The 24196-nt window shown below is 60.1% G+C and carries 23 protein-coding genes and 1 pseudogene; 6 read left to right on the top strand and 18 right to left on the bottom strand.

Features of this window, described 5'->3' with window-relative positions; genetic code table 11:
* Positions 1–1140 carry a mechanosensitive ion channel family protein gene (locus A6070_RS03110; protein WP_072287014.1) on the bottom strand — a complete coding sequence of 380 codons (1140 nt, stop codon included), beginning with the start codon at positions 1138–1140 and terminating at the stop codon, positions 1–3.
* Between the two features lie 335 nt (positions 1141–1475).
* Here A6070_RS03110 and lat point away from each other — a divergent pair, with 335 nt between their 5' ends.
* The 3 genes from lat (at position 1476) to A6070_RS03125 (ending at position 4722) form a co-directional block, all read left to right on the top strand.
* Positions 1476–2837, top strand: a complete 1362-nt coding sequence (gene lat, locus A6070_RS03115) for an L-lysine 6-transaminase (protein ID WP_072287015.1) — start codon at positions 1476–1478, stop codon at positions 2835–2837.
* A 263-nt stretch (positions 2838–3100) separates the two neighbouring features.
* Complete coding sequence (locus A6070_RS03120; protein WP_072287016.1) at positions 3101–3889, top strand: inositol monophosphatase family protein; 789 nt, start codon at positions 3101–3103, stop codon at positions 3887–3889.
* Positions 3890–3915: 26 nt separating this feature from the next.
* Positions 3916–4722 carry a pyruvate, water dikinase regulatory protein gene (locus A6070_RS03125; RefSeq protein WP_072287017.1) on the top strand — a complete coding sequence of 269 codons (807 nt, stop codon included), beginning with the start codon at positions 3916–3918 and terminating at the stop codon, positions 4720–4722.
* A gap of 35 nt (positions 4723–4757) precedes the next feature.
* Here the strand turns inward: A6070_RS03125 and A6070_RS03130 are convergent, their stop codons facing one another.
* On the bottom strand, positions 4758–5831 hold the full coding sequence (locus A6070_RS03130; RefSeq protein WP_072287018.1) for a lytic murein transglycosylase: 1074 nt from the start codon (positions 5829–5831) through the stop codon (positions 4758–4760).
* Between the two features lie 288 nt (positions 5832–6119).
* Here A6070_RS03130 and ppsA point away from each other — a divergent pair.
* Together ppsA and A6070_RS03140 are read left to right on the top strand one after the other, a co-directional pair.
* A pseudogene (gene ppsA / locus A6070_RS16665) lies at positions 6120–8526 on the top strand (phosphoenolpyruvate synthase).
* A gap of 181 nt (positions 8527–8707) precedes the next feature.
* Positions 8708–9295 carry a DUF2179 domain-containing protein gene (locus tag A6070_RS03140; RefSeq protein WP_072287020.1) on the top strand — a complete coding sequence of 196 codons (588 nt, stop codon included), beginning with the start codon at positions 8708–8710 and terminating at the stop codon, positions 9293–9295.
* A 25-nt stretch (positions 9296–9320) separates the two neighbouring features.
* On the opposite strand, the gene A6070_RS15525 is transcribed toward A6070_RS03140, so the two are convergent.
* The 4 genes from A6070_RS15525 to cysK all read right to left on the bottom strand — a co-directional run bounded on the left by A6070_RS15525 (position 9321) and on the right by cysK (position 12119).
* Complete coding sequence (locus A6070_RS15525) at positions 9321–9830, bottom strand: thermonuclease family protein (RefSeq protein ID WP_072287021.1); 510 nt, start codon at positions 9828–9830, stop codon at positions 9321–9323.
* Complete coding sequence (locus A6070_RS15530; protein ID WP_072287022.1) at positions 9827–10255, bottom strand: hypothetical protein; 429 nt, start codon at positions 10253–10255, stop codon at positions 9827–9829. The genes A6070_RS15525 and A6070_RS15530 overlap by 4 nt, the downstream gene beginning before the upstream one ends.
* 94 nt (positions 10256–10349) lie before the next feature.
* On the bottom strand, positions 10350–11183 hold the full coding sequence (gene larE, locus A6070_RS03155) for an ATP-dependent sacrificial sulfur transferase LarE (RefSeq protein ID WP_072287023.1): 834 nt from the start codon (positions 11181–11183) through the stop codon (positions 10350–10352).
* Between the two features lie 15 nt (positions 11184–11198).
* Entirely contained in the window at positions 11199–12119 is a 921-nt protein-coding gene (cysK, locus tag A6070_RS03160; RefSeq protein WP_072287024.1) for a cysteine synthase A, read from the bottom strand.
* A 200-nt stretch (positions 12120–12319) separates the two neighbouring features.
* Between cysK and A6070_RS03165 the strand changes: the two genes are divergently transcribed.
* Complete coding sequence (locus A6070_RS03165) at positions 12320–12706, top strand: hypothetical protein (protein ID WP_072501949.1); 387 nt, start codon at positions 12320–12322, stop codon at positions 12704–12706.
* A gap of 60 nt (positions 12707–12766) precedes the next feature.
* Here the strand turns inward: A6070_RS03165 and A6070_RS03170 are convergent, their stop codons facing one another.
* The 12 genes from A6070_RS03170 to argH all read right to left on the bottom strand — a co-directional run bounded on the left by A6070_RS03170 (position 12767) and on the right by argH (position 24144).
* Entirely contained in the window at positions 12767–13108 is a 342-nt protein-coding gene (locus A6070_RS03170) for an ArsR/SmtB family transcription factor (protein WP_072287026.1), read from the bottom strand.
* A gap of 121 nt (positions 13109–13229) precedes the next feature.
* Positions 13230–14297, bottom strand: coding sequence for a selenide, water dikinase SelD (gene selD / locus A6070_RS03175; RefSeq protein ID WP_083558690.1), 1068 nt, complete (start codon positions 14295–14297; stop codon positions 13230–13232).
* Complete coding sequence (locus A6070_RS03180; protein ID WP_072287027.1) at positions 14297–15166, bottom strand: NAD(P)H-hydrate dehydratase; 870 nt, start codon at positions 15164–15166, stop codon at positions 14297–14299. Before A6070_RS03180 ends, selD begins: the two co-directional genes overlap by 1 nt.
* The gene (locus A6070_RS03185) at positions 15154–15714 is read right to left on the bottom strand and encodes a DUF3343 domain-containing protein (RefSeq protein ID WP_072287028.1); all 561 of its coding nucleotides are present in this window, start codon (positions 15712–15714) and stop codon (positions 15154–15156) included. The genes A6070_RS03180 and A6070_RS03185 overlap by 13 nt, the downstream gene beginning before the upstream one ends.
* 4 nt (positions 15715–15718) lie before the next feature.
* On the bottom strand, positions 15719–15937 hold the full coding sequence (locus tag A6070_RS03190; protein ID WP_072287029.1) for a sulfurtransferase TusA family protein: 219 nt from the start codon (positions 15935–15937) through the stop codon (positions 15719–15721).
* A 10-nt stretch (positions 15938–15947) separates the two neighbouring features.
* Positions 15948–17042 (bottom strand): YedE family putative selenium transporter, encoded by a 1095-nt coding sequence (gene yedE / locus A6070_RS03195; protein ID WP_072287030.1) that lies wholly within the window; start codon positions 17040–17042, stop codon positions 15948–15950.
* A gap of 395 nt (positions 17043–17437) precedes the next feature.
* The gene (locus A6070_RS03200; RefSeq protein ID WP_072287031.1) at positions 17438–18670 is read right to left on the bottom strand and encodes an LL-diaminopimelate aminotransferase; all 1233 of its coding nucleotides are present in this window, start codon (positions 18668–18670) and stop codon (positions 17438–17440) included.
* Between the two features lie 184 nt (positions 18671–18854).
* Entirely contained in the window at positions 18855–19658 is an 804-nt protein-coding gene (dapB, locus tag A6070_RS03205; protein ID WP_072287032.1) for a 4-hydroxy-tetrahydrodipicolinate reductase, read from the bottom strand.
* Positions 19659–19670: 12 nt separating this feature from the next.
* A complete protein-coding gene (dapA, locus tag A6070_RS03210) occupies positions 19671–20552 on the bottom strand; it encodes a 4-hydroxy-tetrahydrodipicolinate synthase (protein WP_072288117.1) in 882 nt (293 codons plus the stop codon).
* A gap of 71 nt (positions 20553–20623) precedes the next feature.
* A complete protein-coding gene (gene lysA, locus A6070_RS03215) occupies positions 20624–21877 on the bottom strand; it encodes a diaminopimelate decarboxylase (RefSeq protein ID WP_072287033.1) in 1254 nt (417 codons plus the stop codon).
* Between the two features lie 93 nt (positions 21878–21970).
* A complete protein-coding gene (locus A6070_RS03220; RefSeq protein WP_072287034.1) occupies positions 21971–22756 on the bottom strand; it encodes a fibronectin type III domain-containing protein in 786 nt (261 codons plus the stop codon).
* A 2-nt stretch (positions 22757–22758) separates the two neighbouring features.
* Positions 22759–24144, bottom strand: a complete 1386-nt coding sequence (argH, locus tag A6070_RS03225; protein WP_072287035.1) for an argininosuccinate lyase — start codon at positions 24142–24144, stop codon at positions 22759–22761.
* Positions 24145–24196 lie beyond the last annotated feature (52 nt).

The raw sequence follows: 24196 nt of genomic DNA on the forward strand, positions 1-24196 counted from the left end.
TCAGGCGGGCAGCGCCGGCGATGCCGATGCTGCCCCGTCTTTTTCCCCTTCCCGTCCGCGCAGGTACACCGAATGGCTGGGGAAAGCGATCTCCAGGCCCAGTTCATCCAGGATGTCCATGATTTTCAGGCAGATGTCCTGGCGGGCTGCCAGATATTCCTCCCAGACGGTGGTTGTGGTGAAGCAATAGACCATGATGTCCAGGGACGATGCGCCGAAGTCGTTGAAATTGACCAGGAAAAAGTCCTGCTGAATGGCTGGATGGCTGGCCAGCATGTCGCGGATTCGGGACACGGCCCGGCGCATTTGTGCCGGGCCTGTTTCGTAGGTCACGCCGACGTTCAGCTTGATGCGCCGTTTGGGCATGCGGCTGAAATTGTCCACGGCCAGATTGGCTATTATGTTGTTGGGGACGGTGATCAGGGTTTTGGCGAAGGTGCGGATCTTGGTGGAGCGGAAGCCGACCTCTTCGACCACGCCTTCCATGTCGCCGGCCTTGACCCAGTCGCCGATATGAAACGGCCGGTCGAGGATGATCATGAACGAGCCGAACACATTCGACAGGGTGTCCTTGGCCGCCAGGGCCACGGCCAGGCCGCCGATGCCGAGGGAAGCCAGCAGTCCCGAGATGGAGTAGCCGAGGTTCTGGATGGTCATGATCACCGCCAGAAAGATGATAAACGCCCGCAGGCTCTTGCGGATAAACGGCAGCAGGTGGTCATCGAGGGGTGATTCGGTTTTGCTGACCCATCCGGACAAAAAGATGTCGAGGAGGCTGACCAGATTGAACAGGGCCCAGCCGATATCGAAGGTGACCAGCACCTTGAGCAGAGCGTGGGCACCGCGCCGGATGTCGACCGGAGCGGTGGGCAGTTGCAGGACCTGCACGGCGATGAACAGACCGATGATGATCACCAGCAGTTCGGCCGGTTTGCGGATGCAGTTCAAAAATTCGTCGTCATAGCGGCTCTGCGTCCGGGTGGCCAGTGGGAAGATGACGTTGACGAATACATGGCCGAAAACTTTTTTCAGGATAAGGAAAGCAACGATGATACCGAATGCGGCGGCAAAACGGCCGACGCCGATGCCGAGAAAGGTTTCGTGAAAGAGGGCATCGAGGGCTTCCAGAAAATCACTCATGTCGGGTTCTCCTTGGAATTTTTATACATGAGTCTTAACAGATGCCATTTTTCATTGCAAGGCTATCGGGGCGCAGGTTTGCAAGGACCGGCACGGAGCGTATCAATACTCCAGCTATCCACAGGCGCTGTGTAAAACCCCCCGTAAAAGTCTGATAGACAGTGTGCTGAGCCCTGATTTATCAGGCTAATTTCCTCATTGCCTATTCTTTGGACAGGGGCGGTTCGCGATCCGCCCCTGCACGTCTCGTTGCCCAAACCCTCCGTGCTGCTAAACTGTGTTTATCCGGAAACCCGGCCAAATGCTGACCTGTTTTGTCGAAAGCGGAGGTGCCTGTGATTCATCCCCACGATGTAAAGCGGACCCTGGGCCGCTATATGCTGACCGAAGGGTACGATATTATTCTCGATCTGGATCGTTCCCTGGGGAGCTGGTTTGTCGATCAGCGCACGGGGGAACGGTTCCTCGATTTCTTTTCCATGTACGCTTCCATGGCGGTGGGCTACAACCATCCCCGGTTGCTGAAGGAGCGGGCGCGGCTGGGCCGGTTGGCGGTGAACAAGCCTTCCAACTCGGACGTCTATACCACGGCCATGGCCGAGTTCGTCGATACCTTCGCCCGTGTCGCCATGCCCTCGGCGATGCCGCATGTGTTTTTCATCGACGGCGGTGCGCTGGCGGTGGAGAATGCCATGAAAACCGCCTTTGACTGGAAGGTAAGGAAGAATCTGGTCGCCGGATACAAAGAAGACATCGGCAGGCAGGTGATTCATTTCCGCCAGGCCTTCCATGGCCGTTCCGGCTACACCCTGTCGCTGACCAATACCTATGATCCGCGCAAGACGCGCTTTTTCCCCAAATTCGACTGGCCGCGAATCGTCAATCCGAAACTGACCTTCCCCATCACCGAAGAGAACCTGGCTTCGGTTTGCCATCTGGAGAACGAGGCACTGGGAACCATCGGCCGGATCATTGACGAGCAAGGGGAGGATGTCGCCGCGATCATCATCGAGCCGATTCAGGGGGAGGGGGGCGACAACCATTTCCGCGCGGAATTTTTGCAGGCCCTGCGGCAGTTGTGCGACCGTCACGATATCCTGCTGATCTTCGACGAAGTACAGACCGGTGTCGGGCTGACGGGACGGTTCTGGGCGTTTGAGCATTTCGGCGTGCAGCCCGACCTGTTGGCTTTTGGCAAGAAGACCCAGGTGTGCGGGATGCTCGCCTCGCGCCGTATCGACGAGGTCAGTTGCCACGTGTTCCAGGAACGCAGTCGCATCAATTCGACCTTCGGCGGAAACCTGGTCGACATGGCGCGCTGTACCCATATTCTGCGCATCATCGAGGAGGAAGGGCTGGTTGAAAATGCCCGGAGGCAGGGCGAACTGCTGTTGGCGGAGCTGTGCCAGCTGGCTGCGGAATTCCCGCGCGTGGTGTCCAATCCTCGGGGGCGCGGTCTGATGTGCGCCTTTGACGTACCGGATAACCATACAAGGGATCAGCTGGTAAGGGCATTTTTCCGCCGCAGATTGTTGCTGATCGGTTGCGGCGGCTGCAGCATCCGTTTCCGCGCCCACCTTATCGTGACGGAGGAGGAGATCCTTCACGGCATCGGGATTATCCGCAGCGTGTTGCGCGAAGGTGATTACCTGAGCCTGGAGATCGCCCGCGATCCCTGCCATTGGAGCGGTACATGACGAAACCCTGTCGGCGCTTTATGCGGGAAGGTTTCGGAACCGGCCTGCCGGCCAGGTGCTGTCCGGCCATGCCGAACAGCACAGGAGCAGCCGCGCCATGATTCTCTCAACCCATTGACGGATGTAAACGTCAGGGTACGCTTTTTCCGGGAGACGAGCCAGGCTGGATGTGCTATGTACAACCAATCACTGATCGCCAATTACCGGGGGGGCGGTTTTCATGTCCCGCAATTTTGGCCCCGACGAAAGCTACGTTACCCGCCATGCAGGAAATCCTCAATACCGCCGAAACCGCTGCCCGCCGTGCCGGCGCCTATATTCTGGAAGCCATGCGCGGTTCGCGCCGCGTCGATTACAAGGGGCGTGTCGACATGGTCACCGATGTCGATCGCGGCTCGGAGGCCCTTATCCTCGCCTGTATCCGCCGGGACTGGCCGCAGCACGCGATTCTGGCCGAGGAGAGCGGCGCCAGCCAGGCCGGCAGCGATTGGCGGTGGGTTATCGACCCCATCGACGGCACCACCAATTTCGTGCATGGCTATCCCTTCTTCTGCGTATCCATCGCTGTGCAGCAGCGCCTGCGGACGGAGGTGGCGGTGGTGTACGACCCCGTGCATGACGAAATGTTCACCGCCGTGCGCGGCGGTGGGGCGTTCCTCAATGGTGCGCCGTTGCAGGTGTCGCGGGCCGACGACCTGTCCAGGACGCTGCTGGCGACGGGGTTTCCTTACGAGCTTGGCGACCGCTGGCACCGCTCGATGGATTATTTCAAGCTGTTTTATTATCGGACCCACGGCGTGCGTCGCGACGGTGCCGCGGCGCTTGATCTGTGTTATGTGGCGGCGGGGCGGTTTGACGGTTTCTGGGAATTCGATCTCAAGCCCTGGAACGTGGCCGCCGGCCTGTTGCTGGTGACCGAAGCCGGTGGCAGGGTGACGGACTTCGCTGGCCGCCCTGCCGCGATCGATGGCCGGCAGCTGGTGGCCAGCAATGGCGCTATTCATGATGCCATGCTCGATGTGCTCCGGGCTCTGCCGTCTGATCCGCCCTGAATCCCGCATCCGTTTCCGGAGGTTGCATGACCACGCCCCAAGTCATTTATCTGATGTCCGACGCCACCGGCGAAACCGCCGAGAAGATTGTCAATGCGGTCCTGACCCAGTTCCGGGACAAGCCGGTGCGGTTGCGGCGCATCAGCAATGTGCGCAATGAAACCGCCGTGCTGCAGGGTATCGGTGAGGTCATGCAACACAAGGGCATGGTCGTCTATACGGTCGTCAACCGGGCGCTGGCGCAGTTTATCCAGGAGACCTGTGAAAACCGGGGGATTCTGGCTTTTGACCTGGTGACGCCCCTGCTTTCCCAGTTTTCCAAGTTTTTCGGGCGTTCGCCCGGGCAAACGCCGGGCTTGCTGCACGATATGGATGATGACTATTTTCGTCGCATCGAAGCGGTGGAATTCACCGTCAAGCACGACGACGGGCAGGAGGTGCGGCACCTGTTGCAGGCGGATATCGTGCTGGTCGGGGTTTCCCGGACCAGCAAAACGCCCCTTTCAACCTACCTGGCCCACCTCGGCTGGAAGGTCGCCAATGTGCCGCTGGTGCTGGGGATCGAACCGCCCAAGGAGCTGTTTCAGGTCGATCCGAAGCGGGTCGTCGGGTTGTATATCGACCCCCAGCGGCTGGTGGAGCTGCGTGTCGCCCGCCTTAAACATCTGGGTCAGGATCCGCGTGCCGCCTACGCCGATCTGGGGGAGATCGAGGAGGAAATTCGCTATGCCAAAATTCTGTTCCGACGCCAGGGGTGGCCTACTGTCAATGTTTCCGGCAAGGCACTGGAGGAAACTGCCAACGAGGTGCTGGTCAAAATGAATCTGAAATGACCCTTCCGCATCAGGAGGTCGGTGCAATGTAGCGGTTAAAGCGGCGAGGCGGGTCCCTCGACCGGAATGTTCCGGTCGGCCTGCTCGAAGCGATCCGCCAGATGTCCGACCGCCAGCGCGAAGGCAACGGAGCGGTTCCAGCGCATCAGCACCCGCAGGTTGTCGGTGACCAGGAAGGCCGGTCCCTGCGGTCCGTCGGGCAATAGCAGTGCGGCCTGCACCTCGTCGCTGCCGGCCACGGCAGGCAGGCCCAGCGCGCGCCAGTCGGCCAGGCTCTTTTTGACCCCCGGATCGGCCAGGGTGCGATCGAAGGCCGCCGGCAGGTCGATTCTCCACCCCCAGGCTGTTTGTCTTTGCCACCCCGCCCGGACCAGGTAGCTGGCCGCGGAGGCCAGTGCATCCTCCACATCGGTCCAGATATCCCGTTTCCCATCGTCGTTGAAATCGACCGCATAGTCGAGATAGGTGGTGGGGATGAACTGGAAATGTCCCATGGCGCCGGCCCAGGAACCGCGCAGCTGCTCGCTTGGCATGCGCTCCTGATCGAGGATCTGCAACGCGGCCAGCAATTGCTTGCGGAAAAAGGCCGGCCGTTGGCTACGCCACGCCTGTGTGGCCAGGGCACGGATCACCGGGTGGCGGTTTGCACCCTTGCCGAAGTCGCTTTCAATCGCCCACAGGGCCAGCAGGTAGGCTTCCGGAACGCCATAGCGCCACTCTATCTTTTGCAGCAGATCCCGCAGTTCGTCCTTTCGTTTCAGCCCTGCCTGAAAACGCTGCTCGGAGGCGAGACGCTGCACGTATTCCTGTTTGGAGAGAGCGAACTCGGCCTGTTTATGGCGGGGCATGAGCAGTTCCGGAGCCGGCTGCAGGTCCGCCAGCGCGTCGTGCAGTACCTCTTTGCTGATACCCTGCGCCAGGGCTTCCTCGCCGAGATCTTCCAGCCAGGTGCGCCATTGCAGATCCTGATCGTCAAGGGCCGCTGCCGGCTGGCCCGGATCCGGCGCGGACCCCGGCAGAGGGGGCGGAGCCTGAGGTTTCGGTGTGCAGGCGGAACACAAGCCCAGCAAAACGGTGGCTAAAAAAAGGCTACGGCAATCAAACGGCATACATGTCTCCGTTGCGGGGTAAATTGGTCTGGCGAAGCGTGGCCAGGCTGCGACCGCAACCATTAAAGCATCAGTGCCCGATATTTTTCAATCAATATGGTGGTCCCGCGGACTGTGCTTCGCAAGCCTGCCGTCGGCGTCCGTTGATCTCGGCTTGTGAACAGGTCGAGCGGGGCGGCGAACGCAGGGATATCTGTTAGAATTTACGGTGACAGAAACGCCCGGGATTTGCGGGCGATGGCAAGGTAGCGTACCGTTTTGCATGCCGGCTTGGAAAGGGAGGAACCGATGACAGAGTTTGCGCACATCATGTGGTTCGAGGATATCGCTCTTGACGATCTGCCTCTGGTGGGAGGGAAAAATGCCTCGCTGGGGGAAATGATAGGCAACCTGACGGATCTCGGTATCAAGGTGCCGGGCGGTTTTGCCGTGACCGCCGAGGCTTATCGGTTCTTTCTGCGCGAAACCGGGCTCGATGAGCAGATAAGTCGCCTGCTGACCGATCTCGATGCCGACAGCATTGACAGCCTGACCTCCGTCGGCCACCAGGTGCGCCGGGCCATCCGCCATGCCGAATTGCCGGATGCCCTTGAACAGGCGATCCGTACCGCCTATGCCCGGATGGAGCAGCAGTACGGGGCCGACTGCGATGTGGCGGTGCGTTCCAGCGCCACCGCCGAGGATTTGCCGGACGCCTCTTTTGCCGGTCAGCAGGAAACCTATCTCAACATCCGCGGTGCCGACGAATTGCTCGCCGCCTGCCGCAACTGCTTCGCCTCGCTGTTTACCAATCGCGCCATTTCCTACCGGGAGCATCATGGTTTCGACCACATGAGCGTGGCGCTGTCCGTCGGCGTGCAGAAAATGGTGCGCTCCGACCTGGCCAGCGCCGGTGTCATGTTCACCATTTCCACGGAAACTGGATTTCGCGAGGTGGTGCTGATCAACGGGGCCTGGGGGCTGGGCGAAAACGTAGTGCGCGGTGCGGTCAATCCCGACGAGTTTTTTGTCTTCAAACCGACCCTCAAACAGGGATTTCGCCCCATCATCAGCCGGCGTCTGGGAAGCAAGAAAAAAAGATCGTTTACAGCCTCAATAATGGTCCGCAAGCAACGCGCGAGATTTCCGTGGCACCGGAAGACCGCGAGCGCTTCTGCCTGGACGACGACGAGGTGCTGACCCTGGCGCGGATGGCCTGCACCATCGAGGAACATTATCGCCGCCCCATGGATATCGAATGGGCCAAGGATGGTGAAACCGGCGAACTGTTCATTGTGCAGGCGCGGCCGGAAACGGTGCAGTCGGCCCTGACCGGCAACGTGCTGGAGGAATACCAGCTGCAGCAGCGCGGGGAAATTATCACAACGGGCCGGGCGGTCGGCAGCAAAATCGGCGTCGGCCGGGCCATGGTCATCAAGGACGCAGCGGAGATCGGCCGCTTTCAGCCCGGAGCCGTGCTGGTGACGGACATGACCGACCCCGACTGGGAGCCGGTCATGAAAAAAGCCGCCGCCATCGTTACCAATCGCGGTGGCCGGACATGCCATGCCGCCATTGTCAGCCGCGAGCTTGGCATTCCCTGCGTGATCGGCACCGGCGACGCGACCTCCGTTATTGCCGACGAGCATCCGGTGACGGTGTGCTGCGCGGAGGGGGAAACCGGCTTTGTGTATGCCGGCAAGCTGCCCTTCGAGATCAAAAAGACCAATCTCGCGGAATTGCACCGCCCGCGCACCCGTATCATGATGAACATTGGTAATCCGCAGCAGGCGTTCGGACTGCGCCGCATCCCCAACGACGGGGTGGGGCTGGCGCGTCTTGAATTCATCATTAATACGGCCATTCAGGCGCATCCCATCGCCCTGTTGCATCCGGAGAGGGTCGAGGACCGCGAGACACGGGAAAAAATCGCCGATCTGATTGCCGGTTATTCCGACGGCGGTGAATTTTTTGTCGATCAGCTTTCGCAGGGGGTCGCCACCCTGGCCGCGGCTTTCTACCCCAACGACGTCATCGTGCGCATGAGCGATTTCAAGAGCAACGAGTACGCCAACCTGCTGGGGGGAGCTATTTCGAGCCGGACGAATCGAACCCCATGATCGGATTCCGGGGGGCCTCGCGCTATTACGATGACCGCTACCGCGAAGGTTTCCTGCTCGAATGCCGTGCCATGAAGCGGGTGCGGGAGGATATGGGACTGAAAAACGTCAAGCTCATGATCCCCTTCTGCCGCACCGTGGAAGAAGGGCGACGGGTGATCGAGGTCATGGCCGGCGCCGGTTTGCAACGGGGCAGGGACGGTCTGGAGCTGTATGTGATGTGTGAGATCCCTTCCAACGTGGTGCTGGCCGAAGAGTTCGCTGCGCTGTTCGATGGTTTCTCCATCGGGTCCAACGACCTGACCCAGCTGTTGCTGGGGCTGGACCGCGATTCCGAGATTGTTGCGCATCTTTACGACGAACGCAATGAGGCGGTAACCCGCATGATCTCGGATGTCATAAGACGGGTCAAGGCCTGTGGATGCAAGATCGGCATCTGCGGTCAGGCGCCAAGTGATTACCCCGAATTTGCCGCGTTTCTGGTGGAATGCGGCATCGACAGCATCTCCCTTAATCCGGACACGGTGCTGGCGACCACTCTGAGTATTCTGGCACTGGAGCAGCAGCTGGATACTGGTCGGCCGGCAGGGGGATGATCGGCCGGCAAAATCGTCTTGCGCCAGGCCGTCGCGCTCAATGCGTATTCATCCGGAATTTCCGGATGGATACGCAGGCGGACGATGAAAAGCGGTCCAAAGCCAAACTGGCCTGCCTATTGGGCGGCGCAGAGGATCAGCTGCAAGCGGATGTATCGCTTTCACACAAGGGAGTCTGCACGTGAGTTCAGTTCTGCCCGATAGCGGGGCTCTCGGCCTGGTTTTGTTGCCGCTGCTGGTGTTTTTTGCCAGGATTATCGATGTCAGCATCGGAACGCTGCGGATCATTTTCGTGTCCCGGTCGCTGAAAGGGTGGGCTGCGGTGCTGGGATTTTTCGAGTCGCTGATATGGGTATTGGCCATCAGCCAGGTGATGCAGAACCTGACCAATGTTCTTACCTATCTGGCCTTTGCCCTCGGCTTCGCCACCGGCAATTATGTCGGCGTGCTGATCGAAGAACGTATCGCGCTGGGCAGCCTGATTGTGCGCATCATTACCCGCAAGGATGCCACTGTGCTGACGGAACATTTGTGGAAAGCCGGCTACGGCGTCACCAATCTGCGGGCGCGGGGTGAAACCGGCCCGGTGCAGCTGATTTTCACCGTCTGCCGACGTCGCAATCTGCAGGATGTGCTGACGTTGGTCAAACGCTTCAATCCCCGCGCCTTTTACACCATCGAGGATGTGCGTTTCGTGCAGGACAACCTGCCGCCCAACCCCCGCCGCCGCGGCGTCATGTCACGGCTGGCGCTGCGCAACCGGAAATGAACCTGAAGCCCGGGGATCAAGGTTTTTATTGCCACATGCCCCGTTTAGCCAGGCGGGCGTCTTCTTCCTTTTCGATAAAATCCCCTTTCAGAGAAAAATCGAAGCGTCGGTAGACCGCGGCGAGGCCCTGTTGCAGAAGCAGTCTGTTGAGCATGTGTCCGTCGGGCAGGGTGACATAGGCGAGAAGTCGCCCGTAGGTGTCGCGCGTTGGCGGCTCTGTTCGCAGGACTACGATCCGTCCGAGGCTTTTTGCACGGACATAGGCGTGGGCGCGGTGGTGGATGCGGCGCAGCCTGTCCGGCGCGATGCCTCGTTGCCGCAAATAGCGATCCCGGTATGAAGCTTCCTTTTCCGGCACGTCGATGCCCAGCAGTCTGACCTTGCCGATGCCGGCAACCCGGATGGTGTCGCCATCGTAGATATGTGTGACGCGACCCCGCAGGCTTGAGGCGGCGAGGGCATGCGAGGCGCAGGAGACAAGGCACAGAACCAGGGCGAATGCAACGCAAGCTCCCCGAGAAAAGACCGCGATCATCGGCTGCGGCCGTAGAAGGCGCGGGCGAAAATGCCGGTGGTAGCGCCCCAGATGAGGTTGTAGAAAAGGATGAACAAGGGGGTGAGAGTGCCAAGGCCGAGGCCGAGCATGCCCGCGTCCGTGCGATTGGGAAAGACAAAAAACAACTGCCAGGCGCAAGGCAGCAGGCTGACCCACAGCCCCTTGCGCATCCATTGGATACGACCCCGGGGAGAACTGACCGTTGTGTAATAGAACAGTCCCCACAGCCCGCCCCATACCAGGCGAGGGTGAATCCACGCGCCGCTCCAGGCGGGGACAAGCTTAACGCCGAGCCATTGGGGCAGTCCGGCGTTGCCTGCCATCCAGGCAGCTCCGCTGCTGATCAGGGCGGCGAACACACCGGCGCAGAAACAGATGCACAACAGGCAGCGGGAATTATTCATCGCATTACGTCCATCGGTTGAAATGATTTTTGTGAATACCCCCGCGAAACGAAGCGGGAACAATTCCGTGGCGGTACGATGGTGCGGAGAAAAATCATCCCTCTGCCTCGGTCAGGATTTCGTTGAGGCTGCCGCTGCGGTAGCCTTCCAGATCGAGACAGACATAGGTAAACCCGGCCTCTTTCGCCGCCCGGATAACCGCTCGCCGTGTCGGCTCCGCCAGTATTTGCGACAACAAGGGCAGCGGAATTTCAATGCGGACGCTGGCGCCATGATGCCGGGCGCGGGATCCGTCGAAACCAAGGCTGCGCAGCGCCGATTCGCATCGATCCACCTGCCGCAGTGCGTGAGCACTGATGGGCGAACCGTAAGGGATGCGCGACGCCAGGCAGGCGAAGGCCGGGCGCTTCCAGGTTGGCAGCCCGAGCCGTCGGCTCAGGTCGCGGATGTCCTGTTTGCCAAGGCCGGCCTCGGCCAGCGGGGATCGCACGCCCAGTTCCCGGGCGGCCCGGCTGCCAGGGCGGTAATCCCTGCCATCGTCGAGGTTGGTGCCGTCCAGCATCAGGGAAAATCCGGTTTGCCGCGCCATTTCGGCACAATCACCGAACAGGGCTTTTTTGCAATGATAACAGCGCAGCGGATCGTTGCGGACCACGGCCGGCAGGGCCAGCAGATCGCATGGTACCAGCAGCTGGCGCGCGCCGATCTGATGCGCAAGATCACGGCTGTATTGTTGCTCCCAGGCAGGGAAAAACACCGAAACGGCGGTGACGGCCAGCACCTGCCGCGCACCGAGGGCGTCCAGCGCGGCGCGCAGCAGCAGGGTCGAATCCACGCCTCCGGAAAACGCCACGGCGGCGGGTCCCAGGCTGTTCAGCAATTGCAGCAGCCGTTCGTAGCGTGCATCGGCGTCCATCGCTGACCCCATACAGGGAATGCCTCCTCAGTCGAATACGCCAACGGACAGATAGCGCTCTCCGGTATCGCAAAGGACCGTTACCACGTTTTTCCCGGGGCCAAGGCGCTCGGCCAGGCGCAGTGCGGCGCATACGTTGGCGCCGGCGGAGATACCGACAAACAATCCTTCCTCCCTTGCCAGCCTGCGCGCCGTGGCAAAGGCGTCCTCGTCCCTGACGGTGATGACCTCCCGGTAGATCCCGGTGTCGAGAACCTCCGGAATGAAACCGGCGCCGATGCCCTGGATTTTATGGGGTCCGGGTGATCCTCCGGATAAAATCGGTGACGCGGCCGGTTCGACAGCGACGATATCGACCTGGGGGTTGTTTTTGCGCAAAGCCCGCCCCACGCCGGTAATGGTGCCACCGGTGCCGACCCCGGCCACGAAGGCGTCGATCTGGCCATCCAGGGCGGCGATGATTTCCGGTCCCGTGGTCTGTTCGTGAATGCGGGGATTTGCCGGATTGCTGAACTGCATGGGGATGAAATAGCCGTACTGGCCGGCGAGTTCTTCCGCCCGCGCCACGGCACCGCGCATGCCCTGGGTTCCCGGTGTCAAAACCAGGTCGGCGCCGTAGGCGGCAAGCAATCTGCGGCGTTCGACACTCATGGTTTCGGGCATGGTCAGGATAAGTTTGTAACCCTTGACCGCGCACACCAGCGCCAGGCCGATGCCGGTATTGCCGCTGGTCGGTTCCACCAGGGTCGCTCCAGGCTTGATCAAGCCACGGCTTTCGGCATCTTCGACCATGGCAAGGGCGATGCGGTCCTTGACGCTGCCGCCAGGGTTGAGATTCTCCATTTTGCCCCAGACAGCGGCGCTGTCCGGATGTGTCAGACGACTGAGCCGCACCAGGGGAGTGTGAGAAATCTGTCCAAGGGGGTTCTGGCTGATAACGGCCGGCATGGCATCCTCCGGTGTGGGCGTAAAACAGCAATAAGGATTGCAAGGTCTGCTGCAGGCAGCAGTCTGCAACTCATGTCAGTTCAGTACCATAGCAGCCATTCCCACGGATGAAAAGGGTTCTTTTCCCCGGACCTCGCAATGGCGCGCGGTGTCTTGTCAAGCAGTGCCAACCTGTTTTACTTAAGGAGTCGAGCGGAGGCATGATGAAGACAAAAAAAGAATTTCCGTGGCTTTTGAAGCCTCTGGCGTGGGTCGAGCTTGCCGGTGACAGGGTGCGCCTGCCGGTCATCTGGATCGGCTGTCTGCACGACCAGCCATGCCGTCTTCTTGTCGGTCTGCGGGAGGGGGTGTCGATACCGGGTGCCGAGAGTTTTTGTGGAGACTTCGATCTGCTCTGGATGGCCGGTTCGATAAGCCGCCCGGTATTGAGGGCGGAGGATCCGAAACCGGCGATGATGCGCCTGAAATGCTGCAACGCCGGTTTACGCAACGATTGCGGGGGATGGACCCTGGACGGAAGCCTGGCCGGGATCACTGTGGGGGGCGGACTTTTTTGCCGGGAGAACTCGACATTGCGCGGTGGCTGAAGCTGTCCGACAGGGCGGACGCCTGATGCCGGGCGGGCGATGCCATGGCTCATGGGGAAATCAGTCACACTGTTTGCGCCGCACCTCCGGTTCGGCCAACCGGGCCCGGTCGGCCTGACATGTTTTGAGGGTCGGCAGGTGCGCCCCAAGCAGATCAAGGATCTGCATCGCCGGCGGCGGCATTTGCGGGGCAAGGGAATAATGTACCCAGGTGCCGCTGCGGCGGTCCATGACAAGTCCCGCATTTTTCAGTATGCCCAGATGGCGAGAAGCCGTCGATTGGGGTAACTGCAGGATTTCCATGATATGGCAGACGCAGACCTCGCCGTCTAGCAGCAGATTGAGAATGCGCAGACGGGTATCATGGGCCAGGGCTTTGAAAAGGGTGGTCGTCGTTTTCATGCAGTCAGGCTAGTCCCGTGGCGCGGATGTGTCAAGGCGCAATTTCCACGCCATGCTTGCGCCGCGGATGCCAAAAACCGGTTGTTGTTCATGTTTTGCCCCGGGACTGCCGCTGCCGGTATCAGCGGATTTCCACCGCATGGTCCCTGCCTTCCAGTACCTCGCCCACGACAACGGCAAAGCAGCCGCCATCGGCCGCTCGGCGCAGAAACGCATCGGCTGCGCCGTCTTCCATGGCGATCAGCAGCCCCCCGGATGTCTGGGGATCGAAAAACGGCAGCAGATCCTCGCTTGAACCCGGCATGTCAGCATCGACCCGGTCGGGCCGGGCATCAAGGAGCATACGGGCATAATAGGCGCGGTTGCGGTAACAGCCTCCGGGCACCAACCCGTCGCGGACCAGGTCCGCGACCCCGTTGATCACCGGTACGTTCGCCAGACGCAGTGCCAGGGTGACGCCGGCTCCACGGGCCATCTCCGAGGCGTGACCGATGAGGCCGAAGCCGGTGATGTCGGTGCAGGCATGGGCACCGCATGCGGTCATGATGGCGGCCGCCTGACCGTTGAGGGTTGCCATCCAGCGGCAGGCTTCTGCCACGGTGGCATCGGCGACCATTTCCGCCTTGATGCCGGTGGCAACAATACCCGTGCCAATGGGTTTGGTGAGGATCAGCACATCCCCGGGGCGGGCCGTTGAATTGCGCACCACCCGCTGCGGATGGACAACGCCGGTTACGGCCAGGCCGTATTTGAGCTCGTCATCTTCAACGGTGTGGCCGCCAACCAGGCATGCGCCGGCCTCTCGAATCTTGCGGGCACCGCCGTCCAGCAATTCCCGCAGGGCTTCGCGGGGAAGACCGCAGGGCGGAATGAAAGCGAGGTTCATGGCGGTCAGCGGACGCCCGCCCATGGCGAAGACATCCGACAGGGCATTGGCGGCGGCGATAGCGCCGAACAAAAAGGGGTCGTCGACCAGGGGGGTGATGATGTCGGTGGTCTCGACCAGGGCGCAGTCCTCGCTGAGGCGATACACGCCCGCGTCATCGGCGGTTTCCGGTCCGACAATAAGATTCGGATCGGTCTCGGCAAACAAGCCGGTCAAAGCATCTTCCAGGCCCTCCGGGCCCAGTTTGGCAGCTCAGCCGGCCGCTTTCACCATATGCGTCAGCTTGATTTTCTCAGAGGTCATTATGATTGGCTCCAAACGCTCTGCAGTTCTTCCCAAGCCCGGGGAATCTGCTCAATGATGTCCGCCACCTGGGTTGCCGGCGTCGGCTGTGCATAATGGCCGGCCAGGCGGTTGATCCGCATGGCGGCAACCGCCGCCTCCCGGATATCCATACCGGAATCGATTAAAACGGAGACCAGCCCGGTTACTGTATCTCCTGTGCCGCCAATCGCTTCCAGCACTTCTTCCGATGGACCGTCGACGCTGGCCATGATGCCATCGGCATCCGCCAGGTAATCCGTTGCGCCCTTGACCAGCAGATAGCGCGCGGTATTGCCGTGCTGATAGGCGCGGGCAATCAGATCGGGCACGCGATTGTCTTCATGCAACATGAATCCGCGTGTATAGAAGGGATGCGGAGCCTCTTCATCGGCCAGAAATGCCAGTTCACCGACATCGGGGGTGAAAAGATCATAAGCGCCGGCCTCCCCGGCCATTTTCGCAAGATACATGAATCCTGCGTCGGCGACAAGGCAGGGGCGCGCCGTCATTTTATCAATGGCGGTCAGGATGCGATTGTGCCAGTAGACAATGGGTTGCAGATAATGAAATGTCAAGGTGTTAAACGCCGAACCGGGCAAATTTTCGGTCAGGTGGCGGTACAGTTTGCGGCTGCCCTTGCCAGTGCCCGTGTCGCCCACCAGGCAGGCATGGGGCGCTGGGCGATTCAGCACCTCCGCTGCCTTCAGGGCCGCCCCCAGCAGGGCGGGCGTGCCCCGGTTGATGTCCACGCGCTGGCTGCCGATGCAAAGGTGCTGCCCCTCGCGCATTACTTCGCCTTCCACCAGTGGGAAATCCTCCCGCGGAACCGTTCCAACTATACACAGCATTGACGTCTGGTTTCCTCGTAGGCAAGTTGCAGTGCGTACCCGCAAAGGGTATGGCCTATTGCCAGCGGGCTTGGCGCCTCGGCCAGGGTTTTGCCGATCATGGAAGCGGCCAGAAAAGGCACATCGGGACAGCCACCACCCGATATATTGACAATGATGTCCGTCTCCTTGTCCAGGGTCAGCTTCATGTTGGCCGCCCGCACCATGAGATATCGGCCAAAGTCCTTGACCTGGAAGATGTCAACAGGTTGCAGCAGCGGGCCGGTGACCGGCACGGTGTTCAAGGGCGGCAGATTTTGCTCCGTTAACACCCTGGTGATGTTCAACTGCTCCATCAGGGGGAATTCGATGACCAGGTCGCAGCCCTGTCGGATTTCCGGCGGCGGGCCCATTACGCGGATTTCCCAGCCGGCTTTTTTGAGCATGGTTTCCGCTTGGATCACTTCACTGGTATTGGCAAATACCAGCATGCCCCGTTCCATCCGGCTGCCGGGTGCGTCCGAAACCGGTGCGGTTTTTTTTTCTTCCCTGAAATTGAAGAGCGCCACACCCTTATCCTTTGTTGAGGGTAATCCGTGTTTCGTCGCCTTGGTCGCTCAGGTTTGCCACCGTCCAGCCGCGGTTGCCGGCCGCTCGGCAGACATTTTCGCGGGAGGCTTCGTTATCTACCAGAACGATGATTTCATCCGCCTCGCCAGCCTTGATGGCAGCAAGGGTCAGCATCACAGGTTGCGGACAGGAGAGCCCGCGTGCATCGATGGTTGTTGTCATTTTGCCCTCCTCAGGCCATTTTTTTTCGCATGCTGAAGCCAATGAAAAGGCACGCCAGTAGCCCGACCGCAACGCCCTGCATGCCGTAGGGGCCGATGCCTGCCGGGGAGCTGGCCAGCCCGAAATTGTGGCTGACCGCGGCCCCGGCCACCATGCCCAGAACAAACACGGCCGCGTCCCCGTCACCTTCGCCGGCCAGAAACAGCTGGCGTCCCGGGCAGCCACCTGCCAGGCAGAAGGCCAGACCGGACAGCAGCATGCCGGCAAAGTTCCAGAACTGCATGGTGTGTGCTACGGGCTGCCCCTCAAAGCCGGGATGAAACTGACCGACAAGCAGGTTGACAACCAGGGCGGTGACGATGAGAGCGATAAAGCCGCCAAGCAGGTGTGTCTGCCGGAACAGGACGAAATCGCGAATGGCGCCCATGGTGCAGAAGCGGCTCCGCTGAGCGATAAATCCGATGGCCAGCCCTGCACCCAGGGAAACCAGGAGTGGGGCATGCATGGCGCCCGGCCCTTTGACGCTGAACCAAAGCACCCCGTTTTTCGACGCGCCGGGAATCGCCGGGAAAATCATCAGCAGCGCCAGCATGCCGAGCATGAACAGGGGCATCAGCCAGCCGGCAGCGGACTGGGTGGATTGGGAGCGGCCGAGATTGTAGCCGCCCTTCAAAAACAGGGTGCCAAGCCAGATGCCGGCGACAAGGCCGAGCAGGCCAAAAATGGCACTGCCGTCGCCGCCGGCCAGGCGCAAAGCCGCCCGCCAGGGACATCCCAAAAAAACCAGTGCGCCGATCATTGCGAAAAAACCCAGCACAAACCGGACGATGGGTGCCGAACCGAGACGTGGCCGAAATTCCCTGAAGAGATAGGCGGCCAGCAATGACCCAAGAACGAAACCCATGACCTCGGGTCGCAGGTATTGCACGACTTCGGCCCGGTGCAGGCCGAGCGCGCCGGCGATGTCGCGCTCGAAACAGGCCACACACACCCCCATGTTGCCGGGATTGCCGAACTTCTGCAGCAGGGCCGCCAGGGCACCGATAAAGATTCCAGCGCCGATTATTCCCCATCGTCCGGCCATTATATTGCGGATTTTTGCCATCTTCTCCTCCCTGTTTGTGCATGCCATCGAAAAAACGCCGCAACTGTTTCCCGTCCGGAAAGGCAGGCGGCGGCTGTTAATGGTCGCGGGGTCCAGCGCTCCTCGTGGTATCGCACGGGGCCTAATGCGAAAAGTGCTCGTTTCCCATATAAAAACTGCGCTGTATCCATCCGGAGTTTCCGGATGGACACAAGCTAACAAATCCCGGGCGTGGAGTCTAATTGATAATATTTATATAAACGGTATTTGTTATGGAAAAAATAAATAGTGAAGTACTTGAGGATGGTCTGGCAGCGTAAATGCGGCAGGGATGGCGGATGCCAAACACCCCCGGGGAATTGCCTCCGGGGGGTGTTTTTTAAACGCGCTTGTCGCCGTGCGGGGATTGCGATGGTTCAGGCGAGGTTGTTTTTGATACGCTCGATGGCTTCAATGACATTCTGGCGGTCACCGAAGGCTGAAAGACGGTAGAAACCCTCGCCGCTGGGGCCGAAGCCGCTGCCGGGGGTGCCGACCACGTGGCACTCGGACAGCAGTTTGTCGAAGAAATCCCAGCTGCTCATGCCGCCCGGGGTTTTCAGCCAGATGTAGGGGGCGTTGACACCGCCATACACGGTCAGGCCGGCGGCCTGAAGGCCTTCGCGGATCAGACGTGCATTTTCCATGTAATAGTCAATCGTCTCCTTGACCTGGGCCCAGCCTTCGTCGGAATAGACAGCGGCGGCAGCTTTCTGCACCGGGTAGGAGACGCCGTTGAACTTGGTCGACTGGCGACGGTTCCAGAGCTTGTTGAGGGAGGCTTTTTCACCGCTGCCGGTATCGGCCATAAGCTCCTCGGGCACCACCGTCAGGGCGCAGCGTACGCCTGTGAAACCGGCGGTCTTGGAGAAACTGCGGAATTCTATGGCACAGCGCCGGGCGCCTTCGATTTCATAGATGGAATGGGGGATGCCCGGTTCGGTGATGAATGCTTCGTAGGCGGCGTCGAAAAAGATCACCGCATCGTTGGCCAGGGCAAAATCGACCCATTTCTTGAGATCTTCCCGGCTTGCCACCGCGCCGGTGGGGTTGTTGGGGTAGCACAGATAGATGATATCGACCTTTTCCGAGGGGATGGCAGGGGTGAAGCCGTTTTCCTCGGTGCAGGGCAGGTAGGTGAGTCCTGAGTAATAGCCCTTTTCGTCCGCCTCGCCGGTGCGGCCAATCATGACGTTGGTGTCGTTGTAGACCGGATAGACAGGGTCGCAGATGGCGACCTTGTTGTCCAGGGCGAAGATATCGAGGATGTTGGCACAGTCACACTTGCTGCCGTCAGAGATGAAAATCTCGGAGGTTTTCAGCTCGACGCCGAGGGGTTTGTAGGATTTTTCGATCAGGGTGTCGATGAGAAACTCGTAGCCCTGCTCGGGGCCGTAGCCCATGAAATTTTCCTTGCTGGCCAGATCCTCGACGGCATCGTGAAAGGCCTTGAGAACCGCCGGAGCCAGAGGCTGGGTGACGTCGCCGATACCCAGTCGGATGATTTTGGCGTCGGGGTTGGCCTGGCTGAAGGCCTTGACCCGGCGGCCGATCTCAGGGAACAGGTAACCGGCCTTGAGTTTCAGGTAGTTATCGTTAAGTTTTGCCATGCGTAGTTCTCCAATATATGTTTAGGTTTTAGAATACGTAATGCTCTCACCCCGAATAAACCGCATTAACAGGGATGAAGAGGATAAAGGGGATTTAAAACCAAGAATATTTGCCGTTGGTCTTCATCTTATACATCCCCTTATCTTAGTTTGAGCCAGACTTTGGGGTGGATATAAACCCGACTTATTTCAATCCAAGGATATCCTGCATATCGTACAGGCCGGGGGTCTTATCCGCCAGCCAGGCGGCGGCGCGCACTGCACCGCGCGCGAACATGTCGCGGCTCATGGCGCGGTGGGTGATCTCGATGCGTTCACCCATGCCGATGAAGTAGACGGTGTGCTCGCCGACGATGTCGCCGCCACGCACCGTCTGCATGCCGATCTCTTCCTGGGTGCGGGCGCCGCACATTCCCTCGCGGTGGTAAACGGCGCATTCGTTGTAGTCGCGGCCCAGGGCTTCGGCGACGATTTCGCCCATGCGCACCGCGGTGCCGCTGGGGGAATCCTTTTTTTTGTTGTGATGCAGTTCGACGATTTCGACGTCGAAGCCCTCGCCGAGGATACGCGCCGCCTCTTTGAGAATCTTGAAGCAGGCGTTGACGCCGACGCTCATGTTGGGCGCCAGCACCACGGGCACGTGCCTGGCCAGGTCTTCGACCCGGGCGCGCTGCTCCGGGGTAAAGCCGGTAGAACCGATCACCAGGCTCTTGCCGAGGCGGGCGCAGGCTTCCAGATTCCGCAGGGAAACTTCCGGAAAGGTGAAATCGATAAGGACCTCGGTGTCTTTGAGCACCTTGTCCAGATCGCTGCAGATGGTCACGCCCAGAGGTCCACAACCGGCGGACAGGCCGGCATCCTGACCGAGCATCGGGTTTTCGGTGTGCTCGAGGGCACCGGTGAGTTGCAGCCCCCCGGTTTCCTTGATGGCGGTGATGAGACGGCCGCCCATGCGCCCGGCGGCACCGTTGACAGCTACTTTGATCATGAGGACTCCTTGTCAGGCATCGATAAGGCCGTAACGGGTCATTATTGTTTTAAGCCGGGCCAGATTGTCAGGCAGCAGTTCGGCCAGCGGCATGCGCAGATGATCCCCGCACAGTCCCATGAGGGAAGCGGCGGTTTTTATCGGCACCGGGTTGGTTTCGATGAACATGGCCTGATGCAGTTCAAGCAGATGCAGGTGCATTTTTCTGGCATCATCATAGCGATTTTCATTGATGGCGGTCACCATGGCCTTGATTTCCCTTGGCAGGATGTTGGCGGTTACCGAAATAACCCCTCTGGCACCGCAGGCCATCATCGGCAAGGTCAGAAAATCGTCGCCGGAGACCACATGGATGCGATCTCCCGCCGCAGCGATAATCTGGCTGATCTGGGTCAGATCGCCGGATGCTTCCTTGATGCCGACCACGTTGGGATGGTCGGCGAGGCGGATGGTGGTCGCGGCGGTCATGTTCATGCCGGTGCGACCCGGTACGTTGTACAGCACCTGCGGAATGGCCACGTTGTCGGCAATCGCCTTGAAGTGCCGGTAGACACCTTCCTGGGAAGGCTTGTTGTAGTAGGGGGAAATAAGCAGCACACCGTCGGCACCCATCGTCTTGGCGTTCTGGCTCAGTTCGATGGCTTCGGTGGTGGCGTTGGAACCGGTACCGGCCAGCACCGGAACCCGCTTGTCTACCTGCTCGATACAGGACTTGATCACGCGTTTATGTTCGGCGTGATCGAGTGTGGCGGATTCGCCGGTGGTGCCGCAGGGGACGATGACGTCCGTACCGTTTTCGATCTGAAATTCGATCAGCTGTCTGAAGGCCTCTTCATCAAAACGTCCATCCTTGTCGAACGGGGTGATGATGGCGACCATGGATCCTGTAAACATGGGGTGTCCTCCGTAAACAATGGGAGCGGATGTGCTGCCGGGGCTCGGGGTCCCGGCGGAGCCATCGGCCATTACAGCCCTTCCGGAATGGTTTCGCCCTTGATCAGGTCGTCGTAGGTTTCGCGCTGGCGGACCACCATGACCTTGTCGTTTTTGACCATGATTTCGGGAACCCGGCGACGACTGTTGTAGTTGGAGCTCATGGTGAATCCGTAGGCTCCGGCGGAGGCTACCGCTACCAGGTCACCCTGGGAAAAAGCGGGGATCTCGCGGTCCTGGGCGAGGAAGTCGCCCGATTCACAGATGGGACCGACCACGTCGGCGATGATGGTGCCGTCGATGGAGCGATCCGCGGCCTGGATGCCCTGGTAGGAACCGTACAGGGCCGGACGGGTCAGATCGTTCATGGCGGCGTCGACAATGACGAAATTTTTGGCTTCGCCCTTTTTGACGTAAAGGACCCTGGTGATTAGCATGCCGGCGTTGCCGACCATGACGCGGCCCGGTTCGAAAATCAGGGTGACACCAAGGCCCCTGGTCCCTTCAATGATGGCCCTGGCGTAATCGGCGGGGCTGGGAGGCTGTTCCGCGTCGTAGGTGATACCGAGGCCGCCTCCCAGATCCAGATACTTGATGGCAAAGCCCTCCTGCTGCAGGTTTTCCACCAGTTCGCGGATTTTAGCGATGGCGTCGACAAAAGGCGACAGCTTGGTCAACTGGCTGCCGATATGGCAGTCTACCCCGATAACTTCAAGATTCGGCAGGCTCGCAGCGCGGCGATAGTCCTCCAGGGCCTGGGAAATGTTGATGCCGAACTTGGCCTTCTTCATGCCGGTGGAGATGTACGGATGGGTCTGCGGGTCGACGTCGGGGTTGACACGGAGCGCGATGCCGGCTTTTTTGCCGAGGCGGCCCGCCACTGCATTGATGGTGTCAAGTTCCTGCGTCGACTCGACGTTGAACATCAGGATGCCGGCCTGCAGCGCATCGGCGATCTCGGTTTCGGTCTTGCCGACGCCTGAGTAGACGATTTTGGCGGCATCGCAGCCGACCTTTTGAGCGCGGAACAGTTCGCCACCGGAGACGATGTCAAAACCGGCACCGTGGTTGACGAAGGTTTTGAGTACCGCCAGGTTGCTGTTGGCCTTGATGGAATAGCAGATCAGGTGCGGTACCTCGGCAAAGGCGGAGGAAAAGGTCTCCAGGTGTCGGCTCAAGGTGGCGTGGGAGTATACATAGAACGGCGTGCCGACCTGGGTGGCGATATCCTTCAGGGGGACTTCTTCGCAGCAGAGATCGTTGTTGCGGTATTGAAAGTGGTTCATAAAAAACAGACTCCTGATTGAATTGGCGAGTTTAATGAAAAGAATATTTCAGATCTAAACAAGCTAAAACCGTAACATAGCTCTTTCCATATGTCAAAAAGGTGCCTCGGCGCCAGCCCAGGGCGTCGCCACCTCCGCTTTGGAGAGGAGACTTTCGATTTCCTGGCTGTCCTGCTTCACAATCGCCCTGACGGCGTAAAGATAGGTGCTGCCGCTTTTGAATAAGCGGTCCTCGAAACGCGGTTCCGCAAGGGGATGGGGGTTTAGCGGAGCGATGGCGAAGGGCCGCCCGGGACGTCGGCGGTAGACATTGTAGCCGACCAGTTCGAGACCGGCGGGCAGCGCAGGGGCTTGCCAGGTCAGAGTCAATACACCATCGGCGGTTTCGGCAGCGACCTGTTGCGGCGCCGGCGGCAGGAAGGTAACAACCTGGCGAGCCTCGGCCGGCGTGCCGTCCTGGCCCCAGAGATTGTAGGGGATAACGCGATACTGATAGCCGCGGCCCTGCTGCAATCCGGTGTCCGCCATGAAAAAGCGGCCGTCCGATTGCTGAACATCACGCAGGTATGCGAGCTCGATCTGACGTAGCAGTATGGAGGTGTCGCGACAATCGGGACAGTCCTGATTCGGCTCGAATTCCATGCGCATGATCTTGAAACCCGCCAGGTCGGTAAGCTCGGTACCGTCCTGGTTGAGGCGCGGCATGCTCCAGGACAGCAGCATGCCGTCGCCCTGCTGGCGCAGTTCGAGGTGCTCCGGCGCAGCGGGCAACGGTTGCCGTTGGGGGCGCACCGGTCCTTTGCGGCCGCAGCCGGCGCCCAGGGCCATTACCACCAGCACGGCAAGCAGCAGGCATGTTTGCAGTCGATGAGGTTTCATGGTTACATCCTCTGCAGGCGTTCCTGGCGGGCACGGGAGATTTCCCGGGCGACGGTTTCGCGTGCCGTGCCGCCGGTGGCCCGGCGGGAATTGACAGAAGCCTCAAGGGTGATGAAATCGTAGATATCCGCTTCGATAGCGGACGAAAAGGCTTTGAATTCCTCCAGGCTCAGTGCCTCGATCGGTTTGTCGTGCTCGATGCAGTAGCGCACCGTTTTGCCGACGATCTCGTGTGCCTCGCGAAACGGGATACCTTTGCGCACCACATAGTCGGCCACATCGGTTGCCGTGGAAAAGCCCCGGGCGGCGGCTTCGCGCATGTTGTCGGCGCGGATGCTCATCTGGGCGATCATGTCGGCGAAAATCTTCAGGCTGCCCTTGACCGTGTCGATGGTGTCGAACAGCGGCTCCTTGTCTTCCTGCATGTCCTTGTTGTAGGCCAGGGGCAAGGCCTTCATCACGGTCAGCAGGCTTATGAGGTTGCCATACACCCGCCCGGTTTTGCCGCGCACCAGTTCCGGCACATCCGGATTTTTCTTCTGTGGCATGATGGAGCTGCCGGTGCAGAAGGCATCGGACAGGTCGATGAAATGGAAATCGGCGCTCGACCACAGGATCAGTTCTTCGGAAAGGCGCGACAGGTGCATCATCGCGATGCTGGCGGCGCCGCAGAATTCGAGGGCGAAATCCCGGTCCGACACCGAATCGAGGCTGTTGCGGGTCACCCCGTCAAAACCGAGCTGTTCGGCGACAAACTCCCGATCGATGGGGAAGGTGGTCCCGGCCAGTGCGCCGGCCCCCAAAGGGAGCTGGTTGATGCGCTTGAGAAGATCGGCCATGCGCTCGGAATCACGCCGGAACATCTCATAGTAGGCCATCATGTGGTGCGAAAACAGAATCGGCTGCGCGGTCTGCAAGTGCGTGTAGCCGGGCATGATGACACCCAGGTTGCGTTCAGCCTGTTCCAACAGGCTTTCCTGCACCTGTTCGAGATAGGAGCGCACCTCCCGGACTTCGTCGCGCAGGTAAAGGCGGATGTCGAGGGCGACCTGGTCATTGCGGGACCTGGCGGTATGCAGCTTGCCGCCGACGGCCCCGACACGCTCGATCAGGCGTGCCTCGATGTTCATGTGGATGTCTTCCAGGGACACGGAGAACTCGAAATCGCCTTTTTCGATATCGGTCAGGATCGATTCAAGCCCGGAGATGATGGTTTGAGCTTCGCCTGCCGTAATGATGCCCTGGCGGGCCAGCATGCGGGCGTGGGCCACGGACCCCTGGATGTCGTAACGGTAGAGGCGCTGATCGAAATCGATGGAGGCGGTGAACGCCTCGACGAAGGCATCGGTAGGCTGGGTGAATCGTCCGGCCCAGGGCTTTTTGCTCATGGTTGAATCGCTCCGTTGATAAAACTGAAAGGCAGTGACTGGTGATTTGTGA

The organism is Syntrophotalea acetylenica (assembly GCF_001888165.1).
Taxonomy (GTDB): Bacteria; Desulfobacterota; Desulfuromonadia; order Desulfuromonadales; family Syntrophotaleaceae; genus Syntrophotalea; species Syntrophotalea acetylenica.

What these genes read in the sequence shown, in the direction of transcription:
- A6070_RS03180 (WP_072287027.1), bottom strand. Translation starts at nt 15,166, where the DNA reads ATGCTGTGTATAGTTGGAACGGTTCCGCGGGAGGATTTCCCACTGGTG.
- A6070_RS15525 (WP_072287021.1), bottom strand. Translation starts at nt 9,830, where the DNA reads ATGATCGCGGTCTTTTCTCGGGGAGCTTGCGTTGCATTCGCCCTGGTT.
- larE (WP_072287023.1), bottom strand. Translation starts at nt 11,183, where the DNA reads ATGGGGTCAGCGATGGACGCCGATGCACGCTACGAACGGCTGCTGCAA.
- dapB (WP_072287032.1), bottom strand. Translation starts at nt 19,658, where the DNA reads ATGATCAAAGTAGCTGTCAACGGTGCCGCCGGGCGCATGGGCGGCCGT.
- dapA (WP_072288117.1), bottom strand. Translation starts at nt 20,552, where the DNA reads ATGTTTACAGGATCCATGGTCGCCATCATCACCCCGTTCGACAAGGAT.
- lysA (WP_072287033.1), bottom strand. Translation starts at nt 21,877, where the DNA reads ATGAACCACTTTCAATACCGCAACAACGATCTCTGCTGCGAAGAAGTC.
- argH (WP_072287035.1), bottom strand. Translation starts at nt 24,144, where the DNA reads ATGAGCAAAAAGCCCTGGGCCGGACGATTCACCCAGCCTACCGATGCC.
- yedE (WP_072287030.1), bottom strand. Translation starts at nt 17,042, where the DNA reads ATGGCAAAAATCCGCAATATAATGGCCGGACGATGGGGAATAATCGGC.
- A6070_RS15530 (WP_072287022.1), bottom strand. Translation starts at nt 10,255, where the DNA reads ATGAATAATTCCCGCTGCCTGTTGTGCATCTGTTTCTGCGCCGGTGTG.
- A6070_RS03190 (WP_072287029.1), bottom strand. Translation starts at nt 15,937, where the DNA reads ATGACAACAACCATCGATGCACGCGGGCTCTCCTGTCCGCAACCTGTG.
- A6070_RS03130 (WP_072287018.1), bottom strand. Translation starts at nt 5,831, where the DNA reads ATGCCGTTTGATTGCCGTAGCCTTTTTTTAGCCACCGTTTTGCTGGGC.
- A6070_RS03110 (WP_072287014.1), bottom strand. Translation starts at nt 1,140, where the DNA reads ATGAGTGATTTTCTGGAAGCCCTCGATGCCCTCTTTCACGAAACCTTT.
- A6070_RS03165 (WP_072501949.1), top strand. Translation starts at nt 12,320, where the DNA reads ATGATGAAGACAAAAAAAGAATTTCCGTGGCTTTTGAAGCCTCTGGCG.
- A6070_RS03200 (WP_072287031.1), bottom strand. Translation starts at nt 18,670, where the DNA reads ATGGCAAAACTTAACGATAACTACCTGAAACTCAAGGCCGGTTACCTG.
- cysK (WP_072287024.1), bottom strand. Translation starts at nt 12,119, where the DNA reads ATGCCGGCCGTTATCAGCCAGAACCCCCTTGGACAGATTTCTCACACT.
- A6070_RS03120 (WP_072287016.1), top strand. Translation starts at nt 3,101, where the DNA reads ATGCAGGAAATCCTCAATACCGCCGAAACCGCTGCCCGCCGTGCCGGC.
- A6070_RS03170 (WP_072287026.1), bottom strand. Translation starts at nt 13,108, where the DNA reads ATGAAAACGACGACCACCCTTTTCAAAGCCCTGGCCCATGATACCCGT.
- A6070_RS03125 (WP_072287017.1), top strand. Translation starts at nt 3,916, where the DNA reads ATGACCACGCCCCAAGTCATTTATCTGATGTCCGACGCCACCGGCGAA.
- A6070_RS03220 (WP_072287034.1), bottom strand. Translation starts at nt 22,756, where the DNA reads ATGAAACCTCATCGACTGCAAACATGCCTGCTGCTTGCCGTGCTGGTG.